An 18,710-nucleotide genomic window follows, 5' to 3' on the forward strand; every position below is an offset into this window, starting at 1 on the left:
GTTTTCTGTCTCGCCATCGAGCTGAGCGAGCCGCACGAGTCATGTTCATGGGAGATGATCTGAATGAACGCTTGGTTATCGTGGCGTCCCACTGAGCAGCATGCGCAAATCGTGCGCAACTTGCTGCGTCGCGGGACGCGTGTCAGTCACCATCTATTCAGCGTTGTCGGCTGTTTCGCTGTCGCGGTTGCGCTTGCACTGTGGCTGCTGCCAACCGTCCGCGGCACGCTCGCCGCGAAGCTGATGCCGGTCGTGTCCGCGGCCGTACAGGCCGGTCCGGCCCGTCTGCTGTCCGGCCATCCGCTGCCGAACTTCGCGCCTGCCGGCGCGCAGCCGCAGCAGGAAGACGCGCCCGAAGCCGATGCGCTTGCGGTCGGCCTCGATGTCGCACCGGAAACCGCCGCTCAGGGCGCTCAAGGCGCCCAGGGCGATGCGTCCGACGCGGCCCGCAACGGCCCGTCGCCCGTCGCACTGGCCAAGCTGATTCCGATTCAGCGCGTGGCGGCCGATGCCCGTGACGATCGCGCGCTCGCGTCGAACCGCGAACAGGCGCTCGTCGCCACCTATCTGTCGCGCCGTTACCGCGTCGCGCAGGAGCCGCTCGGCCAGCTCGTCAAGGCCGCGTTCCAGACCGGGCGCGACGTCGGCCTCGATCCGCTGCTGCTGCTGTCCGTGATGGCGATCGAATCGGGCTTCAACCCGTACGCCGAAAGCGGCGTCGGTGCGAAGGGGCTGATGCAGGTCATGTCGAAGATTCATTCCGACAAGTTCGAGTATTTCGGTGGCACCGACACCGCGCTGCAACCGCTCGCGAACCTGCAGGTCGGTGCACTGGTGCTGAAGGACTGCATCGCGCGCGGCGGTTCGCTCGCGAGCGGCCTGCGCCTGTACAACGGCTCGACGAACCCCGACGACAACGGCTACGGCTCGAAGGTGATGGCCGAGCGCGGCCGCCTGCGCGACGTCGCGCGCGGCCGCAGCGTGCCGGTCAATGCGCCGCAGGCGCCGGCGCAGCCCGCGAAGCCGATCGTTACCGCCGCTGCCGTGACGGCCGCGGCAGGCGGCGCGAAGCGCGTGCATGCGACGCTCGACGGTGCGCAGCCGCTGACCGCGAAGGCCGCTGCCGCGTCGAAGGGGCCGCCGCAGCAGGACGACGCGAGCGTCGACACCGTCAAGCAGGCCCACGGCGATCATTCGGAGCTCGGCGCGTAACGCCACGCGAGCAACCGCCGCGGACCGAAACGAAAAAGCACCCGAGCGGGTAATGCCGTTCAGTTAAGAACTGAACGGCATTTTTGTTTTGGGTGTTGTAAACGGTGATGGAGGCTGTTAACCTGCGTCGCCATGCTTGATGACACCCTGAATTTTCTCGCTGAAGAACAGGAGACGCCCGACTGGGCTCGTCTGGGTGAGCACTTGCCCTACGAGTGGATTGAGCAGGTGGTGGCTTACACGGGACGGGCGAGCATCCGGCAACGCCGCTTGCCCGCTGAACAGGTTGTTTGGCTGGTTATTGCGCTGGCATTGTATCGGCATCAATCGATCAGCGAGGTTGTCGACGATCTCGATCTTGCGCTACCGGATATGCAGGCGCCGTTCGTCAGCAAGAGCGCTGTCGCTCAGGCCCGGCAGCGCCTGGGCGCGCAACCACTGAAGGCGCTGTTCGAATTGTCGGCCAAGGCGTGGGCCGAGCAGGACCGCAAACAATACCTGTTCAAGGGGTTGAGCCTGTTTGCGATGGATGGCACGACGCTCAGGACGGCGGACACCCCCGAACATCGGGCTCATTTCGGCGCCCAGGTTTATGCCGGCAACACCATCGCCAGTTATCCGCAGGTCCGTGGCGTGACGCTGACTGCCGTGCCCACGCACCTGATCCGCAGCGCGGCGTTCGGTCCGTATGGCACGAACGAGATGCTATATGCCAAGGATCTGCTCGACGCCATCCCCGATGATTCGCTGACGGTATTCGACAAGGGGTTTCTATCTGCAGAAATCCTGTGTGGCTTGAGCCGCGCGGGTTCGAACCGTCACTTCCTCATCCCGGCCAAGGCCAACACCAAATGGGAAGTCATCGAGGGAACGCCTGATGATGCGGTGGTAAGCATGCGCGTGTCGCCCCAGGCACGCAAGAAATGCCCGGACCTGCCAGAGGTGTGGCAGGCGCGAGCCGTCACCCTGGTCGACTCAAGTGCCCGCAAGCGCGTACTGCTGACGTCACTGTTCGACCGAAAACGCTACACGAGCGCCGATATCGTGGCCTGCTATGCGCGCCGCTGGCAAATTGAAACCAGCTATCGAGAACTCAAGCAGACGATGATGGGCATGGCGCCGATCCTGCGCAGCCGCAGCGTTGAGGGGGTGTATCAGGAAATCTGGGGCGCGCTGATTGCCTACAACCTCGTGCGATTGGAGATTGCCAAGGCCGCGCTTGCGGTGAAGTGCGAGCCGACTGAGATTAGCTTCGTGCGCGCCTTCCACGTCATCCAGTACGAATTGCACTGGGCCGCGGTTACCCGTGCGCAGGGCAAACTCCCAGCCCTGCTGCAACGACTGCGACTACGTTTGGTCGCGCTACTCAAAGAAGAACGGCCCGCTCGAAAATTCGAGCGGGCCGTGAAGGCTGTGCCAAAACGCTATGCCGTCCGTGTCCTTAAAAAGAACCTTAACTGAACGGCATTAACCCGAGCGGGTGCTTTTTTTGTGCGCGGCCGCCGTGGGTGGGCCGATGGCCGGCAGAAACCGGCGGCGCGTGGCCTCAGCGCTGTCCGAACAGCGTCGCGAGCCGGTCGACGGCCTCTTCGAGCCGCGAGTACGCGGTCGCATAGGACAGGCGGATATAGTCGCGCGGCGCATGGACACCGAAGTCCATCCCCGGCACCAGCACCACCCCCGCGTCGTGCAGCATCGCCTGTGTGAGCGCGGCGCTGTCGCCAGCCGCCGGGTGGGCGACGCCGCCGCAATGCGCATACACGTAGAACGCGCCGTCCGGCATCACCGGCACCGTAAAGCCGAGCCGTTCGAGCGCCGGTGCGATGAAATCGCGGCGGCGCTTGAACTCGAGCCGGCGTGTTTCGTAGATGTCGAGCGTTGCCGGCTCGAAGCAGGCGAGCGCCGCATGTTGCGCGAGCGCGGACGGGCAGATGAACAGATTCTGCGACAGCTTCTCGAACGCGCCGACGAGCGCCGGCGGCACGACGAGCCAGCCAAGCCGCCAGCCCGTCATGCTGAAATACTTGGAGAAGCTGTTCACGGTGATCACGTCGTCGCCGAACGACAGCGCCGACACGGGCGCGGCGTCGTAGCTGAGCCCCTGGTAAATCTCGTCGACGATCGTGAAGCCGCCGCGGGCGCGCACGGCTTCGACGATCCGCTTCAGCTCGTCCGGTTCGAGCGACGTGCCGGTCGGGTTCGACGGCGACGCGAGCAGCACGCCGCGCGTGCGATCGTTCCAGCGCGTGCGGACGTCGTTTTCGGTGAGCTGGAAGCGCGCGTCCGGGCCGCTCGGCACGAGCACCGGCCGACCTTCGGCCGCCGCGACGAAGTGCCGGTTGCACGGATACGACGGGTCGGGCATCAGCACTTCGTCGTCGCGACCGACCAGCGCGAGGCACGCGAGGAGCAGCGCGGCCGATGCGCCGGCCGTCACGACGATCCGCTCGGGGGCGATCGTGAGGCCGTACGCGTGCGCATAGTGCGCGGCGATCGCCTCGCGCAGCGGCGCGATGCCGAGCGCGCTCGTGTATTGCGTGACGCCGCGGCGCAGCGCGGCCGCGGCGGCCTCGACAACCGGCTCCGGCGCGGTGAAATCCGGCTCGCCGATGCCCATGTGGATAACATCGCGTCCCAAGGACTCGAGCCGCTGTGCCTCCTTCATCAGTTCCATCACGTAGAAGGGCTGGATCGCGTCGACGCGTGCGGCGAGCGTGACGAGCGAATCGGCGGTGGTATTCATCGGCGGGCAGGGCGGAGGGGGAAAAGAATGAAAAACGGGCGCTTGCGCGCCCGTGGACAAACAAACGGCATCAGCCGTTGCGACGCGCCTGCGTTTCGGCGGGGCGCAGCTTCGCGGCCAGCTTGTCGAGCACGCCGTTCACGTACTTGTAGCCGTCGGAGCCGCCGAACGTCTTCGCGAGTTCGACGGCTTCGTTGATGATCACGCGGTACGGCGTTTCGACATGGTGCGTGAGCTCGAACGTCGCGATCAGCAGCACCGCGCGTTCGACCGGCGACAGCTGATCGATCGGACGGTCCAGCGACGGCGCCAGCGCTTCGACGAGCGTCGCATGCTCGCGGATCACGCCGTGCAGGATTGCTTCGAGCAGCTCCTTGTCAGCCTTGTCGTAACCGAGCGCGCCGCGCAGTTGCGCGTCGATCTCGCCGGAGGGCGCGTTCGACAGCAGCCACTGGTACAGGCCCTGCGTCGCCAGCTCGCGCGATTGTCGGCGGGCGCTCTTCTTCATGCGCGCTCCTCTTCGTCGTCTTCGTCTTCCTCTTCGTCCTCGTCGTCGCCGAGTTGGTCGAGCGCCATCGTCAGGTTCGCCATTTCGACGGCGACGCGCGCGGCGTCACGACCCTTTTCGGTCATGCGCGCGACGGCCTGCTCGTCGTTTTCGGTCGTCAGGACCGCGTTCGCGATCGGCAGGTTGAAGTCGAGGCCGATGCGGGTGATGCCCGCGCCGCTCTCGTTCGACACGAGTTCGAAATGATAGGTCTCGCCGCGGATCACCGCGCCGAGCGCGATCAGCGCGTCGAACTGGCCGCTTTCGGCGAGCTTCTGCAGCGCGAGCGGGATTTCCAGCGCGCCGGGCACCGACACGAGCAGCACGTCTTCACCGGTGACGCCGAGGCGTTCCAGTTCCTCGACGCACGCGTCGGCGAGGCCGTTGCACACGGGTTCGTTGAAGCGCGATTGCACGATGCCGATACGCAGGCCGTCGCCTTCGAGATTCGGTTGGTATTGTCCGATTTCCATGATCTGGTCCGTGGTGTGGATGAACGGTTATAGGGCGAAAGCGCCGTGGCGGGTTACGCGTGGGACGCCGGGCAGGACGTGGCTTCGCCGCCGGGCATCGGAATGAAGCCCGTGACTTCGAGGCCGTAGCCGGACATGCTGCCCAGCTTGCGCGGATTCGACAGCACCTGCATCTTGCCGACGCCGACATCGCGCAGGATCTGCGCGCCGATGCCGAACGTCTTGAAATCGACCGGCCGGCGCTTGAGCGCAGCCGCCTTTTCTTCCTCGTCGAACGCCTTGAAGACGTCGATCAGGTGTTCCTTCGTATCGCCGCAGTTGAGCAGCACGATCACGCCGAGGTCGCGTGCCGCGATCTCGCGCATCGCCGCGTCGAGCGTCCACGAGTGGGTCGACACGCCCGTCTCGAGCAGATCGAGCACCGACAGCGGCTCGTGCACGCGCGCCGGCGTATCGACGTCGGGCGACGGCGTGCCGCGCACCAGCGCGATGTGCGGCGAGCCGCTCGGCTGGTCGCGGTACAGCACCGCGCGGAACGTGCCGTGCGCGGTCTGCATCGTGCGCTCGGCGATCCGCTCGATGATCGATTCGGTGCGGCTGCGATACTGGATCAGATCGGCGATCGTGCCGATCTTCAGGTTGTGTTCCTTCGCGAACTCGAGCAGGTCGGGCAGGCGCGCCATCGTGCCGTCGTCCTTGATCACCTCGCAGATCACCGCGGCGGGCGTCAGGCCCGCGAGCGCGGTGAAGTCGCAGCCGGCCTCGGTATGGCCGGCGCGCACGAGCACGCCGCCCGGCTGCGCCATGATCGGGAACACGTGGCCCGGCTGCACGATGTGCTCGGGGCGCACGTCGTGCGCGACCGCCGTGGCGATCGTGTGCGCCCGGTCGGCGGCCGAGATGCCGGTCGTCACGCCTTCGGCCGCTTCGATGCTGACCGTGAACGCGGTGCCGTACTGCGTGCCGTTGCGATAGGTCATCAGCGGCAGGTGAAGCTGCTTGCAGCGTTCCTGCGTCAACGTCAGACAAATCAGGCCGCGGCCGTACTTGGCCATGAAGTTGATCGCTTCCGGCGTGACGAATTCGGCGGCGATCACGAGGTCGCCCTCGTTTTCGCGGTCTTCTTCGTCGACCAGGATCACCATCCGGCCGGCTTTCAGCTCGGCGATGATGTCGAGCGTGGAGGCGAGCGTCATAAGGGGGCGAGAAAGAGGAAAGTGCGTATTTTACGCCAGCCGGACGGCGTTTCGGCTGGCGCGGGCCGCGCGCGGCGGGCAAGCGCTCCGGAAAACGGAGCGGGCGGCCTGCGCGGCAGGCCCGGCGGGCCGCCGCCGCGCGTGGCCGGCACGCGGGTGCGGACGGTTGCGGGCCGGGTCGACCCCGGCCGCGCGTCATGCGTGCTGGTCGCGCCCGCCGAGGTAGTCGAGCTTGCCGAGTTCGACGCCGCTGTGGCGCAGGATGTCGTACGCGGTCGTCACGTGGAAGAAGAAGTTGGGCAGCACGAAATGCAGCAGGTACGACTGGCCGGTGAACTCGATCGGGCCCACGCGCATCTTCAGCACGATCTGGCGCGTCTCGCTGCCGTCGATCTGCGCGGCGTCGAAGCTTTTCAGGTAGTCGATCGTCTTCTGGATGCGCGCGTGCAGTTCGTCGAAGGTCTGCTCGACATCCGGGTAGCTCGGAATCTCGGCGCCGGCGAGCCGCGCGGCGCAGCCCTTGGCCGTGTCGGTCGCGATGTAGACCTGGCGGACGAGCGGCAGCATGTCAGGGTAGAGGCGTGCGCCGACGAATACCGACGGATCGATCTGCTTTTCGGCCGCATGGGCCTGCGCCTTGCCGAGGATGTGCTGCAGGTTGGTGAGGCCGCGGATCAGGACGGGCAGCGAAGCCTGGTACATCGAGATGGACATGGGGACGACTCCTGTGGGATGAGGCGCGGCCGCTACGCGGCGCGTCGTGCGTGGCGGCGTGGAAACCGCTGTCGACGCATCTTAGCGCGACGGCATGACCCGTGCGCGTCGTTGGCCGTTCGTCCAGGTGCCGGCTGGCCGGACGGCCATCGAGCGGACGCGATCGCGCTGCTCTCGCTTCGGATGGCCGGCGACGGGGCGGCACCGCGCGAAACAGAATGGGGGCAACGCCCGGGGGCGCCGCGGCGCGCCGAACAATGCCGGACCGAGCCGTCAGCCATCGTTCCCTATACAGGACAGAATGGAACTGCCCGATCAGTCCTGATGCACGCCCTGCGATGCCGACAACATCCGCTCCACATACCGCGCGATCATGTCGACTTCGAGATTGACCTTGTCGCCGGCCTTCACGTGACGCAGCGTCGTGACCTCGACCGTATGCGGAATCAGGTTGATCGAGAATTCGCAGCCGTCCGCGCGATCGTCGACCGTATTCACGGTCAGGCTCACGCCGTTCACCGTGATCGAGCCCTTGTACGCGAGATAGCGGCCGAGTTCGCGCGGCGCGACGATCCGCAGTTCGTGCGACTCGCCGACCGGCGCGAAGCGCGTGACGGTGCCGAGGCCGTCCACATGGCCCGACACGATATGCCCGCCGAGGCGGTCGTGCGCGCGCAGCGCCTTCTCGAGGTTCACTTCGCCGGGCTGCGCGAGGCCGACCGTCCGGTTCAGGCTTTCGCGCGACACGTCGACGTCGAACGTGGCGGCGGTCTTTTCGATCACCGTCATGCACGCGCCCTGGATCGCGATGCTGTCGCCGAGCGCGACATCGGCCAGGTCGAGCCCACCGGCCTGTACGGTCAGGCGCACGCCGGCATCGGCCGACGTGCCGAGCGGGGCGATCGTTTCGATGCGGCCGATGGCCGCGACAATTCCGGTAAACATCGTGACGATTCCGTTCAGTGAGCGGCGTCGGGCGGCGCGACACGCGCGAGGATCCGCAGGTCGTCGCCGATCCGCTCGATACCGTGGAACGACAGCCGCGTGCGCGCATCGAGGCCGGCCGGCGCGGCGAGATCGAACATGCCGGCCGCGTCGGCGCCCAGCAGGCTCGGCGCGAGATACACCAGCAATTCGTCGACGCAGTGCTCGCGCAGCAGCGAACCGTTCAGCTTGTGGCCGGCCTCGACGTGCAACTCGTTGACGCCGCGCGCGGCGAGCGCCGCCAGCATCGCCGGCAGGTCGACCTTGCCGTGCGCATTCGCGAGCGGCACGATTTCCGCGCCGCGCGACTTCAGCACGTTCGCGCGTAGTTCGCCGGCGGCGTCGAGCCGGCCGCAGAAGATCAGCAACGGCGCGCCTTCGAGCAGCCGCGCGTCGAGCGGCAGGTCGAGGCGGCTGTCCACGAGGATGCGTTGCGGCTGGCGCGGCGTGTCGATGCCGCGCACGGTCAGCAGTGGATTGTCCTCGCGCACGGTGCCGATGCCGGTGAGGATCGCGCAGGCGCGGGCGCGCCATGCGTGCCCGTCGAGGCGCGCGGCTTCACCGGTGATCCACTGGCTTTCGCCCGAGGGCAGCGCGGTGCGGCCGTCGAGCGACGCGGCGGTCTTCATCCGCACCCACGGGCGGCCGCGCGTCATCCGCGACACGAAGCCGATGTTCAGCTCGCCGGCCTCATGCGCGAGCAGCCCGCAGCGCACGTCGATGCCCGCGTCGCGCAGCATTCCGAGGCCGCGGCCCGACACCTGCGGGTTCGGATCTTCCATCGCCGCGACGACCTTGGCCACGCGCGCGTCGATCAGCGCGTTCGCGCACGGCGGCGTGCGGCCGAAATGGCTGCACGGTTCGAGCGTCACGTAGACGGTCGAGCCCGCGACGTCGTTGCCGCGTGCGCGAGCGTCCTTCAGCGCCTGCACTTCCGCGTGGTCCTGGCCGGCCGGCTGCGTGAAGCCTTCGCCGATCACGTCGCCGTCCTTGACGATCACGCAGCCGACGCGCGGATTCGGCGCGGTCGTGTACATGCCGCGCGCGGCGAGCGCGAGCGCGCGCTGCATGTGGGCGAAATCGGTGTCCGAGAACATGCGGGCGGCCCCGGGTCAGGCGGCGAGTGCCGCGAATGCGCGGCGCGCGGCCGCGAGCGTCGCGTCGATCACCGCGTCGTCGTGCGTGCTCGACACGAAGCCGGCTTCGTATGCGGACGGCGCGAAGTACACGCCCTCGTCGAGCATCAGGTGGAAGAAGCGGTTGAAGCGCTCGGTGTCGCTCTTCGTGACTTCCGCGAAGCTCGTCGGCACGCGCTCGGCGAAGTACAGGCCGAACATCGCGCCGATCGAATCGGCCGCGAACGGCACGCCGGCCGCGCGCGCTTCGGCCGCGAGGCCGTCGGCGAGGCGCTTCGTCTGCGCGGCGAGCGCGTCGTAGAAGCCCGGCGCCTGGATCAGTTGCAGCGTCTTCAGGCCCGCGGCGACGGCGATCGGGTTGCCCGACAGCGTGCCGGCCTGATACACGCCGCCGAGCGGCGCGAGGTGGGCCATGATGTCGCGGCGGCCGCCGAACGCGGCGGCCGGCATCCCGCCGCCGATCACCTTGCCGAGGCAGGTGAGGTCGGCCGCGATCCCGTAATACGCCTGCGCGCCGCCGAGCGCGACGCGGAACCCGCACATCACCTCGTCGAAGATCAGCACGGCGCCGTGCTTCGTGCACAGCGCGCGCAGCGCGTTCAGGAATTCGGGCGTGCCGCGCACGAGGTTCATGTTGCCGGCGACCGGCTCGACGATCACCGCGGCGATCTCGTCGCCGAACGCGCCGAACGCTTCTTCCAGCGCGGCGACGTTGTTGTATTCGAGGACGGTCGTGTGCTTCGCGATGTCGGCGGGCACGCCGGCCGACGTCGGGTTGCCGAACGTCAGCAGGCCCGAGCCGGCCTTGACCAGCAGGCTGTCCGCGTGGCCGTGGTAGCAGCCCTCGAACTTCACGATGCGGCTGCGGCCCGTGAAGCCGCGCGCGAGACGCAGCGCGCTCATCGTGGCCTCGGTGCCGCTCGACACCATCCGCACCTGTTCGATCGACGGCACGAGCTTGCAGATTTCCTCGGCGATCTCGATCTCGGCTTCGGTCGGCGCGCCGAACGAGAAGCCGTCGGCGAGCACGTTCTGCACGGCCGACAGCACGTCCGGATGGACGTGGCCGACGATCATCGGGCCCCACGAGCCGATGTAGTCGATGTACTGCTTGCCGTCGGCATCCCAGAAATACGGGCCTTGCGCGCGCGCGACGAAACGCGGCGTGCCGCCGACCGAGCGGAACGCACGCACCGGCGAGTTGACGCCGCCGGGAATGGTCTTCTGGGCGCGTTCGAAGAGGATCTGATTGTTGGACATGAGCGAAACCTGCGAGAGAAGGGCGCGGGGGCCTGTGCACGGGCCGCGGCGCCTGGGCGGAACGATCGTCTGATTGTACCGGAGACACGCGCGGCAGGCCCGCCAGCGCTTGTGCGGCCTTTCGGCGCGTTGGGGAATCGGCCGGGCGGAAAGGCCCCGATTCGACCCGGTTTACGCTGATCGCGGCGGCTTGCGCTTGCCGGTCAGCTCGGCCCAGCGCTTTTCGAGCGGGCCCTCGACCATCGGCTTGATCGACGTGCCGGAACTCTGCGCGTCCCACGTCTGCACCGAGTACGGATGCACGCGCAGCGCGTCGCGCGCGATCACGACGTCCTGATGCGCGTCGACGAGCCAGTCGTACACGAAGTCGATGCACAGCCGGTAGCCGCGCTTGGTCGACGGATCGGGCACCTCGTACGGCGCGCGCGTCACGTAGCCGGAGCCGAACACGCCCTTCGGTTCCTTCGCGACGCGGTGCAGGAACACGCGGTCGCCCGGCAGGATGCCGCGCGCGAAGCCGCAGCCCCACACGTCATGCACGGCCTCGCCGGCCTTCACGCGCGCGGCGACGTCGGGCAGCTCGGGCCATGGCCATTTCTTGGGGCTCCAGATCAGCAGGAAAGCGGTCATCGGTCGGTCGTACGTCGAATAGGTCAGACGAGAGGGGCGGGCAGCAGCAAGCTTAATCGAATCCGCCCGCGGGCTCGTTCGGCGCGCGACGCGCATGGGCGTGTCCCCGGCCGCCGCCGCGTGCGGGCCGAGGCACGCAAAAAAGTTGCGCGTACAATCATGAGCCTGAACGCGCCGCTTGCGGCGCGGCCTGCCGTCTTCACCGCCACGCGCGCCCCGATGCGTGCGGGCACCCATTCCGGATACCCATGTCTCACGTCGTCCGGCGCCGGCCCGATGCCCGGCTGATCCTGTTGCTCGGCGCGCTCGCGGCCTGCGGGCCGATCGCCACCGACATGTACCTGCCGAGCTTGCCGTCGATTGCCGACGGCTTTTCCGTGAGCCCCGGCGCCGCGCAGCGCACGCTGACGAGCTTCATGGCCGGCTTCTCGATCGGCATGCTGCTGTACGGCCCGCTGTCCGACACGTGGGGCCGCCGCCCGGTGCTGCTTGGCGGGATCGCGCTGTTCACGCTCGCGAGCATCGGCTGCTTCGTGTCGGGTTCGATCGACGTGCTGATCGTCGTGCGTTTCCTGCAGGCGCTCGGCGCCGGCGCCGCGTCGGTGCTCGCGCGGGCGATCGCGCGCGACGCGCACGAACCGAGCGACGCGGCGAAGGTGCTGTCGATGGTCGCGATCGTCACCGCGGTCGGGCCGCTGCTCGCGCCGCTGATCGGCGGCCAGATCCTGCGTTTCTCCGGCTGGCGCGGCGTGTTCGTCGTGCTGGCCGTGTTCGGCGCGATCTGCGCGACGACCGCGTATCTGCGCGTGCCCGAAACCTGGCCGAAGGAGCGGCGCAAGAGCGCGGCCGTGCTCGCGTCGTTCGCATCGTACGGGCGCATCCTGTCCGACCCCGTCGCATGGGGGCACATGCTGTGCGGCGGGATGGCGTTCGCGTCGATGTTCTCGTACATCACCGCGACGCCGTTCGTGTACATCGAGTATTTCCACGTGTCGCCGCAGCACTACGGGCTGCTGTTCGGGCTGAACGTCGTCGGGATCATGATCGGCAACTTCGCGAACACGCGGCTCGTCGGCCGCATCGGGTCGCTGCGCATCATCGCGGCCGCGTCGCTCGTGAGCTGCATCGCGTCGCTCGCGGTTGCGCTCGTCGCGCTGACGGGGTGGGGCGGGCTGTGGTCGATCGTCGTGTGCCTGTTCTTCGTCGTCGGCGTGGTCGGGATCCTGTCCGCGAACTGCACGACCGACCTGATGCACCGCTATCCGCACAACGCGGGCGCGTCGGCGGCCGTGTTCGGCGCGATGCAGCTCGCGCTGGGTGCACTCGCGAGTGTCGCGATCGGCGTACTCGCGGACGGCACGCCGTTCGCGATGGGCGTGACGATCGGCATCACCGGCGTGCTGTGCTTCGTCGGGCGCTATCTGGTGCTGCGCTGGCATGGACCGCCCGTGCCGACCGGGGCTTAAGCAGCGCGGCGGAACTGGCGGAGGAGGGCGGTCGACGGGTTTGAACTTCCCACCTCTGCATCACTTTGAACGGTCTGACGAGCGATTGTCGAGTCGATAGCTGCGCTTCGGGTTGATCACGAATCGCCTGACTTCAGTCTCGAGTTCCTGGCTGTGATACAGATCTAGGCATTTTAAAAAATCAAATCTCACGCCCTTGATTTCGGACTCGACGACCGGATTGCGATAGTCGCGTGCAAGAAAACGATTGACCAGTGATTTGCTCGCGTCGGGGTTCCGCTCCAGATCGAAGTCGGTCCAGTCCATCAGCGCACTGGCACTGCTTCCCGCGTCCATCGCAGCGGTCGGTTCATTCCGATAAGCGGTCGCGATGCATTCGGCGAGCACCATGTCCTTGTAGTTCTGCGCGTAGGTTCGGGCGCCGGCTTGCGGCGACGACGTATCCGCGGCGTGGCTGGGTTGTGCCGCGAACATCAGCGCCCAGAACATCACACACCGGAGCAGCGGATTTTGTCTGATGGCAGACTCCAGAGGTATGCACAGATCCAACACATCGCCTAAAAGATGAACCGGTCTATTTGGCGAGGTGCAATCAGCGCGGCAGGCTTTCCAAGCGCTGATTGCTCCACGCTCCATCCAGAATAGCCTGATAGAGCATGCCTAGAGTCAGTGGCACTTTGTCATATTTTTCTCGGCGTTTTCTGGAGAAAGCCATCCGCGCAACTTCAATCAAGCTAAAGCCCTCTCCTGAGAAGTAGCGATTGAATTCAAAATCTCCAACTTGCACTGGAAATTTATCAAAGAAGCGCTCCATAAACTCGACCGCATCATCGCCAGTGATATCCAAATCACCCTCGACGGCATGATCTTTTGTGAGAATTTTTTGGGGACCAACACCGGCCTCCCTTCTCACAAAATCCTCAAACTCGTTCCACGTAAACTGACTCATCAGAACACCTTGTCCTCAGGTTTAACAAGTGCGTTATAGCGCGACACGGAACGAATGCTGATCATCGTGACATCCTTGGCAGCAATGACCCAGCCAACGACAGGAACCGCGCGCCCAACGAAAACCCCAATGTTTCTTACCAGAATGAACTTCAAGCGCTTGACGCTGGCATTGGTCAGCGTTGGGAGGATCTTCTTCTTCAAATCGTAGTCCAGATACTTGCGACTCAATATCGACGCAACGGAAGTACCCGGCGTGGTACCAAAGGGCTTCGCTCGTGTTGGCATCCAATTTTGACCGGCCACAATGGCAACCACTGCTGCCACATCGTCAACACCAAGCTCCTTGCATGTCTCATCGATAAAGACAAGGAAAAACAGCTCCATCGGCGTGAGATCTCGATGTGTACCAAAGGCATAGGTATTGTTCATTATAGTATTCCTCTCTCAGGCTATCGACGAGGCTGAAATCTCGAAGAGAACGATCCCCTGCCTATCGTCCAGGGTGCTGCCGCCCAGCGAAGGCGGGAATTTGATCACTGCTGCTTTGTTCCATCGCTGGATATGGGTGGCAACGTTGTCCCCAATCGTTCGCGCAACTTTCTCCGCGGAATTTATCGGCGCGTAAATGCGCATTGCTGCTGCCCATGCGGCTGAAAAACATGGTCCAGGCATATCCCTCTCCGCAAACTGGATGAACGTGATGCCGTCGATGCCAATCGGGGTTCGGTGAGAAACGCGTCGTTTCTCGCGTCGGACCGGGATGGCGGCATCACGCGGAGTGAAGGAAGTTACCGAGCCAGGACAACTGCCGACAATCGGACTTGTTCGAAAATGTGGGGATGTACGAACGTATGACGTCACGTGCCGTCATCGATGCCTGCCGGGCTGATGTGGTTCGCACCGGTGCCGCTGATGCAAAACGCCCCGAACGCCGGGTTTGAATCCAGCGTTCGGGGTGTCGTGGATCGACGGTGTTTCGCCGAAGCGTCAGTCCCGCGCGACGTCCTTCGCCGCCGGCGACGCGCCGTGGCTCAACCAGTCGAGCACGTCGGCCGTTTCGTCGTCGCTCGCCCGCGCGCGCGCCTGCGCCACGGCCTCCGGCAATTCGCCGTTGGTCGACGCGCGACGGATCGCGACGCCGACCGCGAGAATGTCGATCATCAGCAGGTGCAGGACCCGCGAGATCATCGACAACTGCGACTCGCGCATCTCGATGTGGTCGGTCTCGAGCGCGACGGTCGCGCGCTTCGCGAGCGGCGTGTTGCTCGACGTGATCGCGATCACCTTCGCGCCGGCCTGCATCGCGACGTCGAGCACGCGCAGCAGCTCGGGCGCGCGTCCCGACTTCGACACCGCGACGATCACGTCGCCCTTGCCGAGCAGCGCGGCCGACGCGGCCTGCATGTACAGGTCGCCGTACGCGATCGTCGGGATCCCGAAGCGGAAGAACTTGTAGTGCGCGTCCTGCGCGACGATGTTCGAGTTGCCGAGCCCGTAGAACTCGATGCGGCGTGCGCCGTTCAGGATCTCGATCGCGTTCTCGACGTGCTCGAAATTCAGGTGTTCGCGCAGCTGCAGGATCGCGGACACCGTGTTGTCGAGCACCTTCGCGCCGAAGTCGGTGGCCGTATCGCCGAGATGCACCTGGCTGTGGCTCATCGGGATCGTGCCGGTGAGGCCGGTCGCGAGCTTCAGCTTGAAATCCGACAGCCCCTGGCACCCGAGCGAGCGGCAGAACCGGATCACGGTCGGCTGGCTCACGTCGGCCTTGCGCGCGATGTCGACGATCGGATCGTTGATGATCGAGCGTGGATGGTTCAGCGCGAGATCGGCCACGCGGCGCTCGGCCGGCGTCAGCGCGTCGCGCATCTGGCGGATCCGCTCGAACACGGCCGACGACGCGCCGCCCGAACGGTTCGACAACTGCTCCGCGAGAATCGCCGATACGCCGAGGAACGCCGGGTACTCGGCGGTGATCAGGTAGGTCGGGATGTTCTGCAGATAGTGCGTGAAGCGGCCCTTCGCCTCGAAGCGCGCGCGGAACGACGAGCGCGTGAACAGCTCGCCCAGCTTCAGCGCGACGCCGCCGCCGATGTACACGCCGCCGAGCGCGCCGAGCGTGAGCGCGACGCTGCCGGCGAACGCGCCGAGAATCCCGCAGAAGCATTCGACCGTCTCGAGCGCGAGCGCATCGCCCGCATGCGCGCGCTCGACGATCTCGACCGTGTCGACGGATGCGGCCACCCGCTTCTTGTCGCGCGTGGCGAGCGCACGATAGATGATCTCCATGCCGGGGCCCGCGCACACACGCTCGAACGACACGTGCGGAAACTTCTTGCGCGCGTATTGCAGCACCAGATCCTCGCGCTCGTCCTGCGGCGCGAACGAGGCGTGACCGCCTTCGCTGCCGAGCGCGATCCAGCGGTCGTCCGCCGGGATCAGCCCCGACACGCCGAGCCCGGTGCCGGGTCCGAGCAGGCCGATCACGCTGTTCTGGCGGCGCGCGCCGCCGCCCACCTGCACGCGCTGCGCATCGGTCAGACCGGGCAGCGCCATCGCGAGCGCGGTGAAATCGTTGACGACGAGCAGCGTGTCGAAGCCGAGCGCGCGGCGCGTCGCCTCGATCGAGAAGCTCCAGTCGTGGTTGGTCATCGTGACCTGGTCGCCGTCGACCGGGTTCGCGATCGCGATCGCCGCGTGGTTCACGCGGCTGATCTTCACGTCCTTCAGATACTTGCGGATCGCGTCGGTGATCGTCGGATAATCGGCGCCGGGATAGACGCGGATCTGCGTGATCTCGCCCGGGCCGGTTTCCAGCGCGAAGCGCGCGTTGGTGCCGCCGACGTCCGCGAGCAGGCGCGGGCCGTCGGCATGCTGACCCGCGACGACCGCCTTACTTTGCGCACCAGTAGACATCGAGCTGGGTCCCCTTGTCGTTGGCCAGTTGGGAAATCGCGTTCTTCTGCAGCGACGCGGCTGCCGCGTCGAGCACGTCGCGCTTGCGGGCGCCCGCGATCAGCAGGAACAGCCGGTCGACGCGCTTCAGCGCATCGAGCGAATAGCTCACGCGTGCATGGGGCGCCGCGCCCGGATGCACGGCGACGAAGCGCTCGGACGTCGTGATCGCGTGGTCCCATTCGGGCGCGTCGGCGAAAATCGACGCGGTGTGGCCGTCCTCGCCCATGCCGAGCACGGCGACGGTCGGCACGCGGTAGTCGGCGTTCGCATTGAGCGCGGCGACGTGCGCGTCGAGCGACACACGTGTGTCGACGAGCGGCAGGAAGCGGGCAGGGGCCGCCGCGTGCCGCAGCAGCGTGTCGCGCACGAGTTGCGCGTTGCTGGCCGCGTCGTCGTCCGGCACCCAGCGGTCGTCGACCAGTGTGACGTCGACGCCGGCCCAGTCGAGCGCCGCGTGCGACAGCGTGTGCAGGAACGGGCGCGGGCTGGTGCCGCCGGACACCGCGAGCGTCGGGCGCGCGGGGCCCGCGAGCGCCGCGCGCAGCGCATCGCCGACGGCGCGCGCGAGCGCTTCGCTTTGCGCTTCCTGGGTGTCGAAAGCGTGGATCTCGATCACATCTCCTCCGGACTGCTTTGTCTGTTCAAATCGTACGAATCGTGAGGCGCGTTGCCGCGTACGGTGACGTACGCCGCAACGGTTTGCATCAGTTTTCTTCTTCGAGCCAGCAGGTGTCGTGCTGCGCGAGCATCGCGCTCGACGCGGCCGGCCCCCACGTGCCCGCCGCATACGGCTTCGGCGGTTTCAGCGTGCGCGCCCATTCGTTCAGGATCGGCTCGACCCACTGCCATGCGGCTTCCTGTTCGTCGCGACGCACGAACAGGGCGAGCCGGCCGTTGATCACGTCGAGCAGCAGGCGCTGGTACGCCTCCATCTGCCCTTCCTTGAAGAACTGGTCGAACGCGAGGTCGAGGTGCACGCTCGCGAGGTTCATCCCTTCGCCCGGCTGCTTCGCGAGGCAGTACAGGCGGATCGTCTCGTTCGGCTGCAGCCGGATCACGAGGCGGTTCGCACCGGCGCGCAGCGCGGAGGCCCCGAGCGCCGAGTGCGGCACCGGGCGGAAGTTGACGACGATTTCCGCGACGCGGTCGGCCAGACGCTTGCCGGTGCGCAGGAAGAACGGCACGCCCGCCCAGCGCCAGTTCTCGATCTCGACCTTCAGCGCGACGAAGGTTTCGGTCTGGCTGTCGGGCTTCACGCCCGGCTCGGTCGCGTAGGCCGGCACCTGCGCGCCCTTGATCACGCCCGCATGATACTGGCCGCGCACGGCCACCTTGCCGATGTCGCGCGGGTCCACCGGCTTCAGCGCGCGCAGCACGCGCAGCTTCTCGTCGCGCACCGAGTCGGAATCCATCGAGTGCGGCGGCTCCATCGCGACGATCGACAGCAACTGCAGCAGGTGGTTCTGCACCATGTCGCGCAGCGCGCCCGTATTGTCGTAGAAATCGCCGCGCGCCTCGACGCCGAGCTCCTCGGCGATCGTGATCTGGATGCTCTCGACCCATTCGCGGCGCCACAGCGGCTCGAACAGCGCATTGCCGAAGCGCAGCGCGAGCAGGTTCTGCACGGGCTCCTTGCCGAGGTAGTGGTCGATCCGGTAGATCTGGCCTTCCGCGAAGATCTCGCCGACCGCGTCGTTGATCGCGTTGGACGACTTCAGGTCGTAGCCGAGCGGCTTCTCGAGCACGATGCGCGCGCCTTCGTTCAGGCCGACCGACGCGAGCGCCTTGCAGATCGGCACGAACAGCGACGGGCCCGTCGCGAGATAGAACACGCGGATGCCGGGCAGCGATGCAACCGCGTCGCGCAGCACGACGTAATCCTCCGCGCGGCCGAGATCGAGCTTCACGTACTCGATGCGGTCGAGAAACGACTTCCATGCCGCGTCGTCGAACGCGTTGCCGGCCGCCTTCGCCGCATGCGGCTTCACGTGCGTGTCGACCCATTCGAGATAGGCCGCCCGATCCGATTCGTGTCGCGCCACGGCGACGATCCGGCCGCTCGCCGCCAGCATGTTCGCGCGGTGCGCTTCGAACAGCGCGGGCAGGATCTTGCGCATCGACAAATCGCCGGTGCCGCCGAAAAGTACGAAGGTAAAGCTGGAATCGGTATGCATGTGTCTCCGCCGTGTTGGGGGTGCCCGGAAGCGATCCGTAGTGCGATAAAAATATTTTTGACACTGAATTGTAGTTTAACTACAATCCGCCGCAAGGGGTAGCACCTGGGTGAAGAAAAAAAGAAGCGCGGTCGATGAGCTGCGCGAGCTTCGCCTTCGGGAGCGCCTTGTGCCGAATGTTATCGGACATTGGCGGTGCGCATCGTCCGCGCGCCGTCGGCCCCGGGCTCGCGTCGCATCATCGCGGCGGGCCAGAAACACAAAGA

At 66.4% G+C, this 18,710-nt stretch carries 18 protein-coding genes; 3 read left to right on the top strand and 15 right to left on the bottom strand.

The window, feature by feature from the left end; translation table 11 throughout:
- Positions 1–63: 63 nt before the first annotated feature.
- A complete protein-coding gene (locus CFB89_RS04225) occupies positions 64–1,212 on the top strand; it encodes a lytic transglycosylase domain-containing protein (protein ID WP_089466858.1) in 1,149 nt (382 codons plus the stop codon).
- A gap of 132 nt (positions 1,213–1,344) precedes the next feature.
- Positions 1,345–2,673 (top strand): IS4 family transposase, encoded by a 1,329-nt coding sequence (locus tag CFB89_RS04230; RefSeq protein ID WP_089466718.1) that lies wholly within the window; start codon positions 1,345–1,347, stop codon positions 2,671–2,673.
- A gap of 85 nt (positions 2,674–2,758) precedes the next feature.
- Here the strand turns inward: CFB89_RS04230 and CFB89_RS04235 are convergent, their stop codons facing one another.
- From CFB89_RS04235 to CFB89_RS04275, 9 genes are all read right to left on the bottom strand, one after another.
- Positions 2,759–3,955 (bottom strand): pyridoxal phosphate-dependent aminotransferase, encoded by a 1,197-nt coding sequence (locus CFB89_RS04235; protein WP_089466859.1) that lies wholly within the window; start codon positions 3,953–3,955, stop codon positions 2,759–2,761.
- 70 nt (positions 3,956–4,025) lie between these two features.
- The gene (gene nusB, locus CFB89_RS04240; protein ID WP_006476662.1) at positions 4,026–4,463 is read right to left on the bottom strand and encodes a transcription antitermination factor NusB; all 438 of its coding nucleotides are present in this window, start codon (positions 4,461–4,463) and stop codon (positions 4,026–4,028) included.
- Positions 4,460–4,975: a 6,7-dimethyl-8-ribityllumazine synthase gene (ribH, locus tag CFB89_RS04245; protein ID WP_006476661.1), complete on the bottom strand. Its 516-nt coding sequence runs from the start codon at positions 4,973–4,975 to the stop codon at positions 4,460–4,462. Before ribH ends, nusB begins: the two co-directional genes overlap by 4 nt.
- A 53-nt stretch (positions 4,976–5,028) precedes the next feature.
- Complete coding sequence (gene ribBA / locus CFB89_RS04250) at positions 5,029–6,171, bottom strand: bifunctional 3,4-dihydroxy-2-butanone-4-phosphate synthase/GTP cyclohydrolase II (RefSeq protein ID WP_089466860.1); 1,143 nt, start codon at positions 6,169–6,171, stop codon at positions 5,029–5,031.
- A gap of 195 nt (positions 6,172–6,366) precedes the next feature.
- On the bottom strand, positions 6,367–6,885 hold the full coding sequence (locus CFB89_RS04255; RefSeq protein ID WP_089466861.1) for a DUF1993 family protein: 519 nt from the start codon (positions 6,883–6,885) through the stop codon (positions 6,367–6,369).
- 315 nt (positions 6,886–7,200) lie between these two features.
- A complete protein-coding gene (locus tag CFB89_RS04260) occupies positions 7,201–7,830 on the bottom strand; it encodes a riboflavin synthase (protein ID WP_089466862.1) in 630 nt (209 codons plus the stop codon).
- Between the two features lie 14 nt (positions 7,831–7,844).
- Positions 7,845–8,966 (bottom strand): bifunctional diaminohydroxyphosphoribosylaminopyrimidine deaminase/5-amino-6-(5-phosphoribosylamino)uracil reductase RibD, encoded by a 1,122-nt coding sequence (ribD, locus tag CFB89_RS04265; protein ID WP_089466863.1) that lies wholly within the window; start codon positions 8,964–8,966, stop codon positions 7,845–7,847.
- Positions 8,967–8,981: 15 nt separating this feature from the next.
- The gene (hemL, locus tag CFB89_RS04270; RefSeq protein WP_089466864.1) at positions 8,982–10,265 is read right to left on the bottom strand and encodes a glutamate-1-semialdehyde 2,1-aminomutase; all 1,284 of its coding nucleotides are present in this window, start codon (positions 10,263–10,265) and stop codon (positions 8,982–8,984) included.
- A gap of 171 nt (positions 10,266–10,436) precedes the next feature.
- Entirely contained in the window at positions 10,437–10,895 is a 459-nt protein-coding gene (locus tag CFB89_RS04275; protein ID WP_089466865.1) for a hypothetical protein, read from the bottom strand.
- Positions 10,896–11,143: 248 nt separating this feature from the next.
- Between CFB89_RS04275 and CFB89_RS04285 the strand changes: the two genes are divergently transcribed.
- Positions 11,144–12,361 carry a Bcr/CflA family multidrug efflux MFS transporter gene (locus CFB89_RS04285; RefSeq protein ID WP_089466866.1) on the top strand — a complete coding sequence of 406 codons (1,218 nt, stop codon included), beginning with the start codon at positions 11,144–11,146 and terminating at the stop codon, positions 12,359–12,361.
- A gap of 60 nt (positions 12,362–12,421) precedes the next feature.
- Here CFB89_RS04285 and CFB89_RS04290 read toward each other — a convergent pair whose 3' ends face one another.
- From CFB89_RS04290 to zwf, 6 genes are all read right to left on the bottom strand, one after another.
- On the bottom strand, positions 12,422–12,850 hold the full coding sequence (locus CFB89_RS04290; RefSeq protein WP_089466867.1) for a type VI secretion system amidase immunity protein Tai4: 429 nt from the start codon (positions 12,848–12,850) through the stop codon (positions 12,422–12,424).
- A 103-nt stretch (positions 12,851–12,953) separates the two neighbouring features.
- Positions 12,954–13,310 (bottom strand): DUF1493 family protein, encoded by a 357-nt coding sequence (locus CFB89_RS04295; protein WP_089466868.1) that lies wholly within the window; start codon positions 13,308–13,310, stop codon positions 12,954–12,956.
- Positions 13,310–13,741: an STM2901 family protein gene (locus CFB89_RS04300; RefSeq protein WP_089466869.1), complete on the bottom strand. Its 432-nt coding sequence runs from the start codon at positions 13,739–13,741 to the stop codon at positions 13,310–13,312. The genes CFB89_RS04295 and CFB89_RS04300 overlap by 1 nt, the downstream gene beginning before the upstream one ends.
- Before the next feature lie 558 nt (positions 13,742–14,299).
- The gene (locus CFB89_RS04310; protein ID WP_089466871.1) at positions 14,300–16,228 is read right to left on the bottom strand and encodes a bifunctional transcriptional regulator/glucokinase; all 1,929 of its coding nucleotides are present in this window, start codon (positions 16,226–16,228) and stop codon (positions 14,300–14,302) included.
- Positions 16,206–16,886, bottom strand: a complete 681-nt coding sequence (gene pgl, locus CFB89_RS04315) for a 6-phosphogluconolactonase (protein ID WP_089466872.1) — start codon at positions 16,884–16,886, stop codon at positions 16,206–16,208. The genes CFB89_RS04310 and pgl overlap by 23 nt, the downstream gene beginning before the upstream one ends.
- 88 nt (positions 16,887–16,974) lie before the next feature.
- The gene (gene zwf, locus CFB89_RS04320) at positions 16,975–18,444 is read right to left on the bottom strand and encodes a glucose-6-phosphate dehydrogenase (protein ID WP_089466873.1); all 1,470 of its coding nucleotides are present in this window, start codon (positions 18,442–18,444) and stop codon (positions 16,975–16,977) included.
- Positions 18,445–18,710: the final 266 nt, after the last annotated feature.

This window comes from Burkholderia sp. AU16741 (genome assembly GCF_002223345.1).
Classification (GTDB): Bacteria; Pseudomonadota; Gammaproteobacteria; order Burkholderiales; family Burkholderiaceae; genus Burkholderia; species Burkholderia sola.

Coding starts and splice junctions, on each gene's coding strand:
- CFB89_RS04225 (WP_089466858.1), top strand. CDS start 64: ATGAACGCTTGGTTATCGTGGCGTCCCACTGAGCAGCATGCGCAAATC.
- CFB89_RS04230 (WP_089466718.1), top strand. CDS start 1,345: ATGCTTGATGACACCCTGAATTTTCTCGCTGAAGAACAGGAGACGCCC.
- CFB89_RS04235 (WP_089466859.1), bottom strand. CDS start 3,955: ATGAATACCACCGCCGATTCGCTCGTCACGCTCGCCGCACGCGTCGAC.
- nusB (WP_006476662.1), bottom strand. CDS start 4,463: ATGAAGAAGAGCGCCCGCCGACAATCGCGCGAGCTGGCGACGCAGGGC.
- ribH (WP_006476661.1), bottom strand. CDS start 4,975: ATGGAAATCGGACAATACCAACCGAATCTCGAAGGCGACGGCCTGCGT.
- ribBA (WP_089466860.1), bottom strand. CDS start 6,171: ATGACGCTCGCCTCCACGCTCGACATCATCGCCGAGCTGAAAGCCGGC.
- CFB89_RS04255 (WP_089466861.1), bottom strand. CDS start 6,885: ATGTCCATCTCGATGTACCAGGCTTCGCTGCCCGTCCTGATCCGCGGC.
- CFB89_RS04260 (WP_089466862.1), bottom strand. CDS start 7,830: ATGTTTACCGGAATTGTCGCGGCCATCGGCCGCATCGAAACGATCGCC.
- ribD (WP_089466863.1), bottom strand. CDS start 8,966: ATGTTCTCGGACACCGATTTCGCCCACATGCAGCGCGCGCTCGCGCTC.
- hemL (WP_089466864.1), bottom strand. CDS start 10,265: ATGTCCAACAATCAGATCCTCTTCGAACGCGCCCAGAAGACCATTCCC.
- CFB89_RS04275 (WP_089466865.1), bottom strand. CDS start 10,895: ATGACCGCTTTCCTGCTGATCTGGAGCCCCAAGAAATGGCCATGGCCC.
- CFB89_RS04285 (WP_089466866.1), top strand. CDS start 11,144: ATGTCTCACGTCGTCCGGCGCCGGCCCGATGCCCGGCTGATCCTGTTG.
- CFB89_RS04290 (WP_089466867.1), bottom strand. CDS start 12,850: ATGTTCTGGGCGCTGATGTTCGCGGCACAACCCAGCCACGCCGCGGAT.
- CFB89_RS04295 (WP_089466868.1), bottom strand. CDS start 13,310: ATGAGTCAGTTTACGTGGAACGAGTTTGAGGATTTTGTGAGAAGGGAG.
- CFB89_RS04300 (WP_089466869.1), bottom strand. CDS start 13,741: ATGAACAATACCTATGCCTTTGGTACACATCGAGATCTCACGCCGATG.
- CFB89_RS04310 (WP_089466871.1), bottom strand. CDS start 16,228: ATGTCTACTGGTGCGCAAAGTAAGGCGGTCGTCGCGGGTCAGCATGCC.
- zwf (WP_089466873.1), bottom strand. CDS start 18,444: ATGCATACCGATTCCAGCTTTACCTTCGTACTTTTCGGCGGCACCGGC.